General features: G+C 70.7%; 10 protein-coding genes. 3 read left to right on the forward strand and 7 right to left on the reverse strand.

Annotated features, from left to right (window positions below; translation table 11 throughout):
- Positions 1–108 precede the first annotated feature (108 nt).
- The 4 genes from ACFW9Z_RS24610 to ACFW9Z_RS24625 all read right to left on the reverse strand — a co-directional run bounded on the left by ACFW9Z_RS24610 (position 109) and on the right by ACFW9Z_RS24625 (position 5177).
- On the reverse strand, positions 109–1572 hold the full coding sequence (locus ACFW9Z_RS24610) for a GH1 family beta-glucosidase (protein ID WP_384644482.1): 1464 nt from the start codon (positions 1570–1572) through the stop codon (positions 109–111).
- Between the two features lie 76 nt (positions 1573–1648).
- Entirely contained in the window at positions 1649–2569 is a 921-nt protein-coding gene (locus ACFW9Z_RS24615; RefSeq protein ID WP_384644484.1) for a carbohydrate ABC transporter permease, read from the reverse strand.
- A gap of 14 nt (positions 2570–2583) precedes the next feature.
- Complete coding sequence (locus ACFW9Z_RS24620) at positions 2584–3588, reverse strand: carbohydrate ABC transporter permease (RefSeq protein WP_384644487.1); 1005 nt, start codon at positions 3586–3588, stop codon at positions 2584–2586.
- Between the two features lie 263 nt (positions 3589–3851).
- The gene (locus ACFW9Z_RS24625) at positions 3852–5177 is read right to left on the reverse strand and encodes an ABC transporter substrate-binding protein (RefSeq protein ID WP_384644489.1); all 1326 of its coding nucleotides are present in this window, start codon (positions 5175–5177) and stop codon (positions 3852–3854) included.
- A 337-nt stretch (positions 5178–5514) separates the two neighbouring features.
- Here ACFW9Z_RS24625 and aspT point away from each other — a divergent pair, with 337 nt between their 5' ends.
- Entirely contained in the window at positions 5515–7191 is a 1677-nt protein-coding gene (aspT, locus tag ACFW9Z_RS24630) for an aspartate-alanine antiporter (RefSeq protein ID WP_384644491.1), read from the forward strand.
- A gap of 21 nt (positions 7192–7212) precedes the next feature.
- A complete protein-coding gene (locus ACFW9Z_RS24635; RefSeq protein WP_384644493.1) occupies positions 7213–8877 on the forward strand; it encodes a bifunctional aspartate transaminase/aspartate 4-decarboxylase in 1665 nt (554 codons plus the stop codon).
- Positions 8878–9336: 459 nt separating this feature from the next.
- On the opposite strand, the gene ACFW9Z_RS24640 is transcribed toward ACFW9Z_RS24635, so the two are convergent.
- Entirely contained in the window at positions 9337–10815 is a 1479-nt protein-coding gene (locus ACFW9Z_RS24640; RefSeq protein ID WP_384644495.1) for a sensor histidine kinase, read from the reverse strand.
- A complete protein-coding gene (locus tag ACFW9Z_RS24645; protein WP_384644497.1) occupies positions 10812–11543 on the reverse strand; it encodes a response regulator transcription factor in 732 nt (243 codons plus the stop codon). Before ACFW9Z_RS24645 ends, ACFW9Z_RS24640 begins: the two co-directional genes overlap by 4 nt.
- Positions 11544–11710: 167 nt before the next feature.
- Between ACFW9Z_RS24645 and ACFW9Z_RS24650 the strand changes: the two genes are divergently transcribed.
- Positions 11711–12298, forward strand: coding sequence for a hypothetical protein (locus ACFW9Z_RS24650; RefSeq protein ID WP_384644499.1), 588 nt, complete (start codon positions 11711–11713; stop codon positions 12296–12298).
- Positions 12299–12313: 15 nt separating this feature from the next.
- Here the strand turns inward: ACFW9Z_RS24650 and ACFW9Z_RS24655 are convergent, their stop codons facing one another.
- On the reverse strand, positions 12314–13237 hold the full coding sequence (locus ACFW9Z_RS24655) for a spermidine synthase (RefSeq protein WP_384644501.1): 924 nt from the start codon (positions 13235–13237) through the stop codon (positions 12314–12316).
- Positions 13238–13265: the final 28 nt, after the last annotated feature.

The raw sequence follows: 13265 nt of genomic DNA on the forward strand, positions 1-13265 counted from the left end.
TTGTTTTTTTTTATTTGCCTTGTTTTGTGGGCCGCCCCCCCAGGGCCCGGCGGGCCGGGGGGGGCCCCGGCGGGCGCCCCCGCCGGGCCCCCCGCCGCTCTCACCGCGTCACGCCTCCGGCGGCAAGCCGTGCCGCGCGATCACCTCGCTGTACCAGTGGGCGCTGGCCTTGGGCGTACGGCGCTGGGTCGCGTAGTCGATGTGGACCGCGCCGAACCGCTTCGCATAGCCGTACCCCCACTCGAAGTTGTCCATCAGTGACCAGAGGAAGTACCCGCGTACGTCGGCCCCGTCGGCCACCGCCCGCTGTACGGCGGCCAAGTGGCCGTGCAGGTAGGCGATCCGCTCCGCGTCATGGACCTGGCCGTCCGCGTCCGGGACGTCCTCGAAGGCCGCACCGTTCTCGGTGACCATCAGCGGCAGGCCCGGGTTCTCGCGGGAGACGTCCATGAGGAGGGCGTGCAGGCCGTTCGGGTCCACCGACCAGTTCATGGCCGTGCGCGGCTTGCCCTCGGCGAGATGGAACGCCACATGCTCGGAGCCCGGCCACGGGGAGTGGTCGCTGTTGCCGTGGCCATCGTTACGGGTGTCCCCGGCGCCGGAGACGGGCGTCGAGACGATCGTGGGCGTGTAGTAGTTGACGCCGAGTACGTCGATCGGGGCGGCGATCGTGGCGAGGTCGCCGTCGTGGATCAACTCGGGCCAGTTCACGATGCGTTCGGTGTCGGTCAGGAGGTCTTCCGGGTACGCCCCCTTCAGCATCGGGCCCGTGAAGATCCGGTTGCCCACCGCGTCGATCCGGCGCGCCGCGTCCGCGTCCGCCTCGCTGCCGGTCAGCGGGCGCACCTGGTGGAGGTTGAGGGTGACCGAGGTCTGCGCGGTGGCGGGGAGGTTGGTGCGCAGCGCCTCGGTCGCCCGGCCGTGGGCCAGGTTGAGGTGGTGGGCGGCCTTCAGGGCGGCGGCCGGTTCGGTGCGGCCGGGGGCATGGACCCCGGAGCCGTAACCGAGAAAGGCCGTGCACCAGGGCTCGTTGAGCGTGGTCCACATGCCGACCCGGTCACCGAGCGCACGGGCCACGATGGCCGCGTAGTCCGCGAACCGTTCCGCCGTCGCGCGCTCCGGCCAGCCGCCCGCGTCCTCCAGCTCCTGCGGGAGGTCCCAGTGGTAGAGCGTGGCGACGGGCGTGATGCCGGCCGCCAGCAGTTCGTCGACGAGCGAACGGTAGAAGTCCAGGCCGCGTTCGACGGCGGGGCCCCGGCCGGTGGGCTGGACGCGGGACCAGGAGACGGAGAAGCGGTACGCCTTGAGACCGAGCCGCTTCATCAGGGCCACGTCGTCGCGGTAGCGGTGGAAGTGGTCGGCGGCCACGTCTCCGGTGTCGCCGCCGAGCACCTTGCCGGGGGTGCGGCTGAAGGTGTCCCAGATGGAGGGCGTGCGGCCGTTCTCGGCGGCCGCTCCTTCCACCTGGTACGCGGCCGTGGCGGCGCCCCAGATGAAGCCCGCCGGGAAGGGGGCGGGGGCCGGGGCCGGGGCCGCCTGCTGCGGGGCTGTGTCGGGTCGTACTACTGTCATGCGGGAGCGCTCCCAGGTGGGTGGTGGGAAGGGTGAGGTGGAGAGGAGAGGGAGGTCGAGGACGGGCCGGGTGGCGTCAGCCCTTGACCGCGCCCGACATGATCCCGCCCACGATCTTCTTGCCGAAGAGCACGAACACCGCCAGCAGCGGCAGCGTGCTGATCAGCGCGCCCGCCATGACGATGGACTGGTCGGGGGTGTACGAGGCGCTGAGCTGGCCGAGCGCCACCTGAAGGGTCGGGTTCTGCTGGTTGAGGGCGAGGTAGGGCCAGAAGAAGTCGTTCCACGCCTGAACGAAGGTGAGCATCCCGAGCACCATCATCGCGGGACGGGCCACCGGCAGCACCACGCTCACCACGATGCGAAAGTTGTTCGCCCCGTCGATCTTGGCCGCCTCGACGAGCTCGTACGGCAGCGCCTCGATCAGGTACTGACGCATGAAGAACACGCCGAACGCGCTGACCAGCGTCGGGAAGATCACCGATTCGAGCTGTCCGCCCCAGCCGAGGCCGGACATCATCATGAAGAGCGGAACCACGCTGAGCTGCGGCGGGATCGTGAGCGTGGCGATGACGGCGGTCATCAGCCAACCCCGGCCCCGGAAGCGCATCTTGGCGAACGCGTACCCGGCGAGCGTGCAGAAGAAGAGCGTCGCGGCCGTGATGGACGACGAGACGATGACGCTGTTGACGATCGCCTTGCCGAGGTTGGCCTGCTCCCAGGCCGTCCGGACGTTCTCCAGCAGCATGCCGCCCGGCAGGAACGGCGGTGTGGAGGCGAGGACTTCGTCCTGGGTGCGGGAGGCCGCCACCAGGGTCCAGTACAGCGGAAGCAGCGAGCCGAAGCCGACGACGGCGAGCGCGAGGTACGCGAACGGGCCGCCCTTCATCTGCTGGCCCGCGCCCATCCGGAAGCGGCTCGGGCGCTGTGGGGCACCGCGTCCCGGGACCGGTACGGGCTTCACGGGGGCGGTGGGGGTGGGGCTGGTCATGGTCATGGAATCGCTCCCGTTCAGACCGCGGAGCCGGACTTGCGGACGTAGCGGCCGATGAGCCAGTTGGCGGCCGCGATGAGGAGCAGGAGCGCGAGCATCGCCCAGGCGACGGCGGCCGCCGGACCGAGGTGTCCGAGGTTCCAGCCGTAGTTGTAGAGGTAGATGCTGAGCGTCTCGTACTGGTTCTCGTTGCCGCCGGTGGCACCGAGCGCGCCGCCCTCCAGCAGCAGTGGCTCACCGAACAGCTGCATGGACCCGATCGTCGAGATGACGATCGTGAACAGGATCGTCGGCCGCAGCGAGGGGATGGTCACCTTGCGGAACTGCTGCCAGCGCGAGGCGCCGTCCAACGAGGCTGCCTCGTAGAGGTCGTTGGGGACCGCCTGCATGGCGGCCAGGTAGATCAGCGCGTTGTAGCCGGTCCAGCGCCAGATCACGATGATCGAGATGGCCAGCTTCGAAGTCCAGTGCCCGTTGGCCCAGTTGACCGGGTCGAAGCCGACCAGGCCCAGCGTCCAGTTGAGCAGTCCGCCGTCCGCCCGGAAGACCAGCGCGAAGACGAGGGCGGCCGAGGCGACCGAGGTCGCGTACGGCGTGAGGATGATCGTGCGCCAGAACGTACTCGCGCGCAGGCGGTAGTTGAGCAGATGGGCCAGGCCCAGCGCCATCAGGAGCTGCGGGACGGTGGAGATGACGCCGATCAGGAAGGTGTTGCTGACCGAGGTCCAGAACTCGGGGTCGTGCAGGATCTTGTCGAAGTTCTCCCAGCCCACCCACTCCATGGAGTTCAGGCCGGTCATCGAGACCCGGTGCAGGGCGATCCAGCCGGTGTAGATGAGCGGGTAGAGGCCGAAGGCCCCGAAGACGAGGAAGAACGGCGCGATGTACGCGTACGGGGAGGCCTTGTCGTCGAACCGCCACAGCCGGCTGCGCCACAACTGCCGCCGCTCGGAGGGTGGTTCCTTCTGCGGTTCGCGGGGCGGGGGTACGTACGCGTCCCGGGTGGGGGTCGAGGTTGCCACGGGCGGGAGTCCTTCCCTGGGGCGCTCCGGCCGGAAGCGGACGGGCGGAATGTAGGAGGGGGCGGAGTGCAGGAGGGGACGGAATGAGCGGAGGGGGGCAGAGGCGGGCACAGCGGGGGCGGACACTGCGGGGGCAGGCGCTGCGGGGGCAGAAGGAGGCAGAGGGCGAGGGCGGACGCTGCGGGGCAGAAGGAGGCAGACGGCGGGGGCGGGCGGGCGTGGCAGGAGTCGTCCGCCCGGCCCCGGCGCGTGGGTGGTTCAGGTCAGCCGATCGCCTTGTCGACCGTCCGGACCGCCGCGTCCCAGGCGGTGCCGGGCTTCGTCCCGCGCTGCTCCATGTTGTTGATCTGCGTCGAGATCGAGTCCTTGATCACGCCGTCCTTCGGGCCGAGCACCGCCTCGGGGATGGACTTCGCCCCGTCCGCGTAGATCTGGCCGATGGGGGCGTCGTTGAAGTACGGCAGGGTGGCGCTCTTCACGTCGGCCAGCTCGTAGGCGCCCTTGTTGGACGGGAAGACCCCGATCGCCTTGAAGACGGCGGCCTGCTGCTCCGGCGCGGTCAGCCACTTGACGAGCTTGGCGGCCTCGTCGACGTTCTTCCCGGACTTCGGTACGGCGAGGAAGGAGCCGCCCCAGTTGGCGGCGGTGGCGCCGGGGGCGCTGGTGATGTCCCACTTGCCCTTGTTGGCGTCACCGGCGTACGTGGAGATCTGGCCGGCCATCCAGGCGGGGCAGACGACGGTGGCGACGGTGCTCTTGCGCAGGGCCGACTGCCACTGGTCCTCGAACTGGGCCAGGCCCTGCGTCAGCTTCTTGGACGCGGCCTCGGCGGCGAGGTCCCAGCCCTTCTTGACGCTCGCGCTCTCCTTGTAGACCGGCTTGCCGCCCGCGTCGTAGTACTGCTCGGGGCTGGAGCTGACGACGGCGTTGAACATGGCGCTCGCGGAGTCCATGAAGTACGTGCCCGCGGGCGCCTTCTTCTTGTACTCCTCCCCCAGCGCGAGGTAGTCCTCCCAGCCGCCGGCCGTCCGCTTCGCGACCTCGGCGCGGTCGGTGGGCAGCCCGGCCTTCTCGAACAGCTCACGGTTGTAGCAGAGGGACATGGGACCGATGTCCGTGCCCGCCCCGATCACGGCACCGCTGGGAGCGGTGGCCTGCTTGGCCTTCCAGGACACCCACTCGTCGACGTCGATCACCTTGGAGAGGTCGGCGAAGGAATCCGCCTTGGTGTCGACGATCTCCTTGATCCGGCCGACCTCGATGCCGTGGACGTCGGCGAGGCCGCTGCCCGAGTTCAGCTGCTGGAGCAGCTTGGGGTAGTAGTTCTTCTCCTCGGCGGTGGTGTCCTCCTTGACCGTGATCTTCGGGTTCAGCTCGTGGTACTTCTCGAAGAGCCCGGCCTCCTTGTACCCGAACTGGCCGAAGTCGGCCACGGTCAGCGTGATGTTGCCGTCGGCGTCGGCACCCTTGCTGCCGGAGTCGGACGAGCCGCCGCAGCCGGTGAGGAGAAGGGCGGTGACCGTCAGGCCTGTGGTGGCCACGATCGCGGTTCTCCGGCGTCGGCCGGCAACGCTGCGGGTGATGCGCATTCCACTGCTCCTTGTTCCGGGGAGTCCTACGGAAAGACAGGAAGGAAGCGCGCGAGATCCCCTCCCACCCCTGTGGGAGCGCTCCCATGCGCCGATGCCGGAAGGTTCCTGCCTCCAGGGGGTGGGTGTCAAGAGTTGAAGACGATTCCGTTGCCGAAGGATGTCCACCACGTCACACGGGGGCGGCGGCCCCGGCCACCCATCGAGAGGTGAACGGGGGCGGCCGGGGCGGGGTGAAGTGCCGAGAGGGCCCACCCCTGTTAATTTCGCCCTTATGTCACCTATGCTCCCTTTGATCATTCCGGTCACCGGCACCGGAACCGGTGAGTGACGCGGGATGGGCGTACTGCGCGACCATCCCGAACTGGCCCTCTTCTTCTGTCTCGCCGCCGGCTACCTCGTCGGCAAACTCCGCGTCGGCCCGATCACGCTCGGCGGTATCTGCGGCACGCTGATCGTGTCGCTGCTGATCGGCACCCGGAACGTCAGCGTGGACGACGACGTCAAGACCGTCTTCTTCGCGCTGTTCATCTTCTCGCTCGGCTATCTGGCCGGGCCCCAGTTCTTCGCCAACCTCAACCGCTCCAGCCTGCGCTTCTTCGCGCTCTGTCTGATCGAGCTGGTCTGCGTCCTCGGGATCGCCTACGGGCTGGCCAAGGCCTTCGACCTGGACGTCGGCACGGCGGCCGGAATCCTGGCGGGGGCGGCCACCGAGTCCGCCGTCGTGGGTACGGCCACCGAGGCGATCGGCAAGCTCAGCGACCTGACCTCCGAGCAGATCACCCAGTACCAGGGGCATGTGGCGACCGCCTACACGGTCTGCTACCTGTTCGGCCTGATCACCATCGTGCTCTTCACCAGCCAGATCATGCCGATGCTGCTCCGCATCAACCTGGCCGACGCCTCCCGTGAGCTGTGGGAGAAGATGCGCGGCGGCCAGGCCGGTCTGGAGGACGACGAGCGCGAGGCGCTGCCCGGCACGGTCGGCCGCACCTATCTGGTGACGCTGGCCGACGGACGTACGGTCGGTGACCTGGAGAGCTCGCTGGGCGGGCACATCACGGTCGAGGGGATCAAGCGGGGCAGCAAGCTGCTGACGCCCTCCCCCGGCCTGGAGCTGACGCTCAGCGACCTGATCCAGGCGGTCGGCCGACGCTCGGCGATCATCGAGGCGGGCCGGGAGATCGGCCCGGAGACCTCGGCCGTACCGGGGCTCGACACCCCGCTCGCCACCCGCCAGGTCGCCGTCACCGAGAAGGCCACCGCCGGCTCGACCATCGACCGGCTGGAGAAGACGCACCCGGAGTTCCGCGAGGACGGCGTCTACATCACCGATGTCCTCCGCAACGACCAGCACCTCCCGGCCAGCGCGGAGACGGTCCTCCAGCGGGGTGACGTCCTCACCCTGGTAGGCGCCCGGGGCGGGCTGAACCGGCTGGTCGCCAAGATCGGCGCGGTGGTCAAGAACGACTCCACCGACTTCGTCTACATCGGTTTCGGCATCGTGGCAGGCTCCCTGCTCGGCCAGATCGTGGTCAAGCTCGGGGACGTCCCGATGTCGCTCGGCACGGGCGGCGGCTGCCTCATCTCCGGCCTGCTCTTCGGCTGGTTCCGCTCCCGCAAACAGACCTTCGGTGCCTTCCCGCCGGCGGCCGCGACCACGCTCAAGGACATGGGCCTGGCCGTCTTCATCGCCTGTACGGGGCTGGCGGCGGGGCCGCAGGCCTGGCCGCTGCTCAAGGAGTACGGGGCGCTGCTGCCGTTCGCGGGCATCGCCATGGTGCTGGTCCCGGCCACGATCTCGCTGATCGTCGGGCGCAAGCTGCTGAAGATCGAGAAGCCGCTGCTGATCGGCGCCATCGCCGGACAGCAGTGCTCGACCCCGGCGATCACCTCCATCACCCAGGTGGCCCAGAGCTCCGTACCGCTGCTCGGCTACACGATCACGTACACGCTCTCCAACTTCCTGCTGCCGCTGACCGGGCCGATCCTCGTCGGCGTGCTGGGGGCCTGACCAACGTACGGAGCGGACACCATGCCCAAGACCCGTCTCAGCCGCGAGGAGATCCGGGCCTTCGCCCGGCTCTCCCCCTTCGAGCTGAAGGACAAGTTCATCGAGATCGCGACGGCCGCGCAGAGCGACAAGCCCGGCCAGAAGGGGAGGACGACCCGGGCGATGCTCAACGCGGGCCGGGGCAACCCCAATTGGACCGCCACCGGGCCCCGCGAGGCGTACCACGCGCTCGGCTACTTCGCGATCAGTGAGTCCCGCCGGGTCTGGACGGCGGACAACCTCGGCGGGATGCCGGAGGAGTCGGGGTGCGCGGACCGGTTCGAACGTTTCGTCCGTACGCATCCGGAGCTCCCCGGCATCGAGCTGCTGAAGGCGAGCGTGGACCTGGCGGTGAAGCGGTTCGGCTTCGACCGGGACGCGTTCGTGCACGAGCTCGCGGACTCCTCGATCGGCGACAACTACCCGGTGCCGGACCGGATTCTGCGCCACACGGAGGAGATCGTGCGCGGCTACCTCGCGGACGAGATGTTCGACCACCGGCCGCCCGAGGGGCAGACGCTGAGCCTGTTCGCGACCGAGGGCGGCACGGCGGCGATGTGCTACATCTTCGACTCGCTGATGAAGAACGGGATCCTGGAGAAGGGTGACCGGATCGCCCTGATGGTCCCGGTGTTCACCCCGTACCTGGAGATTCCCGAGCTGGACACGTACGGCTTCGACGTGGTCCACGTGGAGGCGAACCTGTTCACCGAGACCGGGGTGCGGCAGTGGCGCTACCCGCCGGAGGAGATCGCCAAGCTGGCGGATCCTTCGGTGAAGATGGTCTGCTGCGTCAATCCGAGCAACCCGCCCTCGCTGGCGCTCTCTTCGCAGGTCGCCGAGCAGATCGTCTCGATCGTCGGCGAGCAGAACCCGAACCTGATCATCGTGACGGACGACGTGTACGGAACGTTCGTCGAGGGCTTCCGCTCGCTCGCCGCCGACCTGCCGCGCAACACGCTCCTCGTCTACTCCTACTCCAAGCACTACGGGGCCACGGGGTGGCGGCTCGGGGTGATCGCGCTCCACGACGACAACGTGATCGACGCGATGCTGTCGGAACAGGGCGAGGAAGAGAAGGAACGGCTCAACCGGCGTTACGGCACACTGTCGTTGGAGCCGGAGAAGATGCGGTTCATCGACCGGATGGTGGCGGACTCGCGGCAGGTGGCGCTGAACCACACGGCGGGGCTCTCGCTCCCGCAGCAGGTGATGATGGCGCTGTTCTCGCTCTTCGACATGCTCGACGAGGGCCAGGAGTACAAGCACCGCATCCGGGCCATCGTGCGGCAGCGGCTCGAACTCCTGCTGGAGGGCGTGCACATGAAGGTCTCGGAGGACCCGAAGCGGGCCGCGTACTACATCGAGCTGGACCTGCTGGCCGAGGCGGAACGCGTCCACGGCAAGCCCTTCGCCGCGTTCCTGGAGGCGAACTACGAGCCGGTGGACCCGCTGTTCCGGCTGGCCGAGCAGACGTCGGTGGTCCTGCTGAACGGGGGCGGCTTCGACGGGCCGGAGTGGTCGGTACGGGTGTCGCTGGCGAACCTGGACGATCTGGACTACCTGAAGATCGGGCACCATCTCCGGGCCATCTTCGACGAGTACGCGGAGGAATGGAGGGCCCGGGCGGGGTCGGGGTCCGGCTGACTGGCTGATCGGAGGAGCGGCTGACCGGAGGAGCGCACCCCGGCCGGAGGTGGGGTGGGGTCCGGCCGGGGTGCGCGCGTGGGGGGCGGGGCGGTTCGGGGATGGTTCAGGGGGGTGAGCCGGGTGCCAGGTGCCGGGTTTCCCCGCCGCCACCGGGGCGACCGGTGGCGGTGGGGGCCGGCGTGGGGGTCGGTGCGGCCGCGCTGGGGGACACGGACGCGGTGGGAGTGGCGGCGGGTGGGGATGGCGTGGGGTGGGGATGGGCGTGGACCCGGGGGTGGAGGTCGTGAGAGCACGCTAGCGGTAGCGGAACCGGCAAAGGGGGCGTTACGGACCGGAGTTGCTGTTCTTAGGGTGGGCTTAAGGGGGGCATGGGCGCGGGTTAATGGTGGGCCGCCCGGGGGACGAGTGCCGGGGCCCGGGGACTGTCTGGTCCGGGGCGCCCTGCGGCGCCGGAGGTCAGTTCCGGGGACCGGGAGCTGTTGGGGTTCGGGGGGTCTTGCGGCGTTGCCAGGCGATTCGGCGGCCGACCCGGCGGCCGTGGCCGCGGCGGCCGCGCTCGGGGCTGGTGCCGTGCAGGCCGATCCAGATCCGGACCTCCGTGCCGCCGAGCACGGAGCGGCCGATGCGCAGGTCGCCTCCGGTGGACTCGGCGACCCGGCGCACGATGTCCAGGCCGAGGCCGGTGGAGCCGACCGCGCCCGTCTTGGTGCCCCGGGCCAGGGCCGCCTCCGGGTCGGCGATGCCGGGGCCCGCGTCGGAGACCAGGACGATCACCGCGTCGCCGCTGTGGTGGACGTCCACGGCGAAGGCGGTGCCCTCGGGGGTGTGGCGGAAGACGTTGCCGAGCAACGCGTCCAGGGCGGCGGCCAGTTCGGGGCGGGCAACCGGGATCCGTACCGTACGGTCCACTCCCGCGAGCCGCACCTCGCGCCCCTCGTCCTCCGCCAGCGCCGACCAGAAGCCCATCCGCTCCCGGATCACCTCGGAGGCGTCGCACCCGGCTCCGGCGCCCGTCTGCACGCCCTGGGTCTGCGGGCGCTGTTCGCGGGCGGTCCGGATGATCGTGTCGACCTCGTGCTCCAACTGCTCGACCGCCGCCCGGGTCTGGTCGGCCGCCGGGCCCTCGCCGAGGGACGCGGCGTTGAGCCGGAGGACGGTGAGCGGGGTGCGCAGCCGGTGCGAGAGGTCGGCGGCGAGCTCGCGCTCGTTGGCCAGGAGCTGGACGACCTGGTCGGCCATGGAGTTGAACGCGACGGCGGCGGACCGGAGTTCGGTGGGGCCCTCCTCGGGGACCCGGGTGCCGAGCCGCCCCTCCCCCAGGTCCTGGGCGGCGCCCGCGAGGCGCTGGGCGGGCTGGACCATCCGTACGCCGAGCCGGTCCGCGACCGCCACCGAGCCGACGATCAGGGCGACCCCGACCCCGGCCAGGATCAGCCAGGCGGTGGCGACCCCGTTGGAGACCTCGCCCTCGGGGACGAACACCTCGACCACAGCGATGTCCCCGGTGGACAGCGCGGTGGGCTGGAGCAGGGCGAAGCCGTCGGTGACCTCGGTGATGGAGGCGCGCCCGGCCTTGCGTACGGTCTCGACGTCCTTGGGCGTGGCCCGCCGGGTGCCGATGTCCAGCGCCTCGCCCTCGGTCCCGTCCGCCGCCTCCCCGTCCGCCGTCTCCCCGCCCGCCGTCTTGCCGGGGGCCGGGACGTGGACGGCGAGTCGGCCCCGGTCGCCCGGTTCGGTGGAGAGGACGGCGCGGGTCAGCTCCTCGCGGTCGGTGGTGATGGAGAGCGCCGGGGCGATCATCGCGGCCTGGCGCTCCGCGTCGGAGAAGGCGCGGTCGCTGGCCATCTCCCGGATGACGAGCCCGAGCGGTACGGCGAAGGCGATGACGACCATCGCGGTGACCGCCAGGCACACCTTGACCAGGGCCCATCTCATGCGGGCGGCTCCGTGGCCGGGGCGCCGGGGTGCGGGGTGTCGGCGGGCGGCTGGAGCTTGACGCCGACGCCGCGCAGGGTGTGCAGATAGCGCGGGCGGGCGGCGGTCTCACCGAGCTTGCGGCGGAGCCAGGAGAGGTGGACGTCGATGGTCTGGTCGTCGCCGTACGACTGCTGCCAGACCTCGGCCAGCAGCTCCTTGCGGGCGACGACCACGCCGGGCCGTCCGGCGAGAAAGGTCAGCAGGTCGAACTCGCGCCGGGTGAGGTCGAGTTGGGCGCCGTCCAGCTCGGCGCTGCGGCGCAGTGGGTCGATGGCGAGGCCGCCGACGCGGATGACCCGGGGCGGCGGCGCCTGCTCGCCGGCAGCGCGGGCGCGGCGCAGCACGGCGGCCATGCGGGCGGAGAGGTGCTCGACGGAGAAAGGTTTGGTCAGGTAGTCGTCGGCGCCGTCGTTGAGCAGCCGGACGATCTCGCTCTCGTCGTCCCGGGCGGTGGCGATGATGACGGGTACGTCGGTGATGGACCGCAGCATCTTGAGCGCCTCGCCGCCGTCGAGGTCGGGCAGCCCGAGGTCGAGGATGACCACGTCGAAGCGGAAGTGCGCGACCTCGCGCAGCGCTTCGAGCGCGGTGCCCACGCTCCGTACCGTGTGGGAGGCCTCACTGAGGTGCCGGATGAGGGCGGAACGTACGAACTGGTCGTCCTCGACCACGAGCACACTTGCCATGGGCGGCACCGTACGCCATGCGGCGGGGCCGGGTCCCCGCCCCGTCCCACCTCGCCGGAATCCTCCGCAAAGGCCGGAACAGGAAGGCCGGAACAGGAAGTACAGCAGGAAGTGCAGGAAGTACCGGAGGGGGACAGTCCAGGTGCGGGTGGTGCAGGATGTGCCCGATGCAACGAGGACTCGTACACGCGCTCGCGTGGTCGCTCGCCACCGGCGCGGCGGTCACGCTGTCGTGGTGGGGCGTGCACACGGTCATGACGGGGACGGCGTACGACCCGCCCCGGGCCGTGCCCATCTCCGTGGGTGCGGGGACCCCGAAGCGGATCGGGCAGTCCACCGAGGAGCCGCTCGTCTCGTCGACGTACCGCGCCTCGCCGTCATCCTCCCCCTCGGCGCACAGCAGCACTCCGATCCCCTCGGCCCCGGCTGCGCGCCCCTCCTCCACGCCGTCGAGCGCCGCCCCGGCGGAACCACCGGCCGCCGCCAAATCCGGCTCCGGCTCGGGTTCGGACTCGGGGTCGGGCGAGGTGAAGGGGTACCGCACCGCGGGCGGCCGGGTCGTGTTCGAGCTGGGGAGCAGTTCGGCGAAGCTGGTCTCGGCGACGCCGGAGCCGGGCTGGTCGATGCAGGTATGGACGAACGACGCCTGGATCCGGGTCGACTTCAGCGACGGGCGCGGGGAGAACGGGAAGACGTACTCGGCGTTCTGCACCTGGAACGGACATCCGCCGATGGTCCAGATCGTCGAACCGTAAGCCTCCCGCTGTCGTTCAGGGGTTCTCGAAGACGGACGGCGGGGGCGCGGGCGAGGGCCTGGCCGCCGCGTCCGTGACGACCGCCGCGCCGCCGGTGAAGTCCATGAGCGCCCGCCCGTGTTCGACCCGGCCGGGGTGCGGGTCGCTCGCCACCCGGCGGGTGAACTCGGCGACGGGCAGGGGCAGCGCGGAGGCGAGCAGGACCGCGTTGCCGAAGCGGCGGCCGCGCCAGACCACGGGGTCGGCGGCGAGGGCCAGTTCGGGGAAGACGGCTGCGGCGGTGGCCACCTGGCCGCGCAGATGGGCGAGCGGGGGCCCGTCCGCGAGGTTCGCGGCGTACTGCCCCGAGGGCTTCAGCACCCGGCGTACGTCGGTGAGGAATTCGGCGGAGGTCAGGTGGGCGGGCGTGCGGGCGCCGCTGAAGACGTCCGCGACGACCAGGTCCGCCCAGTCGTCCGGGAGTTTGCCGAGCCCTTCGCGGGCGTCCACCGCCCGGACCCGGACGCGGGCCTGCGGGTCCAGCGGGAGCCGGTCGCGGACGAGCTGGACGAGGGCCGCGTCGACCTCCACGACCTGCTGGGTGGAGCGGGGGCGGGTCGCGGCGGTGTACCGGGCGAGGGTGAAGGCGCCGCCGCCCAGGTGCAGGACGTTCAGGGGGTGGAGCGGGGGCGCGGCGAGGTCGATGATGTGGCCGATCCTGCGCTGGTAGGCGAAGGAGAGGTACGTGGGGTCGGCGAGGTCCACATGGGACTGCGGGGCTCCGTCGAGCCGCAGCGTCCAGCCGTCAGGGCGCTCCCGGTCGGGTATGAGCTCGGCGAGACCGCTGCCCACGGGGCCGGAGAAGGGTTCGCGCTCCGCCCTGCCGCCGCGCCGGTCCTTCCTGCCCTTGGCCTTGTCCTTGCCCCCGGTACCTCCGGCCGGCGCTCCTCGTCGTGCCACGTGCGCTGGTCCTTGCTGGTGGGGGCCC

Origin of the sequence: Streptomyces sp. NPDC059452 (assembly GCF_042750035.1) — a bacterium.
Taxonomy (GTDB): domain Bacteria; phylum Actinomycetota; class Actinomycetes; order Streptomycetales; family Streptomycetaceae; genus Streptomyces.

Coding starts and splice junctions, on each gene's coding strand:
- ACFW9Z_RS24610 (WP_384644482.1), bottom strand. CDS start 1,572: ATGACAGTAGTACGACCCGACACAGCCCCGCAGCAGGCGGCCCCGGCC.
- ACFW9Z_RS24615 (WP_384644484.1), bottom strand. CDS start 2,569: ATGACCATGACCAGCCCCACCCCCACCGCCCCCGTGAAGCCCGTACCG.
- ACFW9Z_RS24625 (WP_384644489.1), bottom strand. CDS start 5,177: ATGCGCATCACCCGCAGCGTTGCCGGCCGACGCCGGAGAACCGCGATC.
- aspT (WP_384644491.1), top strand. CDS start 5,515: ATGGGCGTACTGCGCGACCATCCCGAACTGGCCCTCTTCTTCTGTCTC.
- ACFW9Z_RS24635 (WP_384644493.1), top strand. CDS start 7,213: ATGCCCAAGACCCGTCTCAGCCGCGAGGAGATCCGGGCCTTCGCCCGG.
- ACFW9Z_RS24640 (WP_384644495.1), bottom strand. CDS start 10,815: ATGAGATGGGCCCTGGTCAAGGTGTGCCTGGCGGTCACCGCGATGGTC.
- ACFW9Z_RS24645 (WP_384644497.1), bottom strand. CDS start 11,543: ATGGCAAGTGTGCTCGTGGTCGAGGACGACCAGTTCGTACGTTCCGCC.
- ACFW9Z_RS24650 (WP_384644499.1), top strand. CDS start 11,711: ATGCAACGAGGACTCGTACACGCGCTCGCGTGGTCGCTCGCCACCGGC.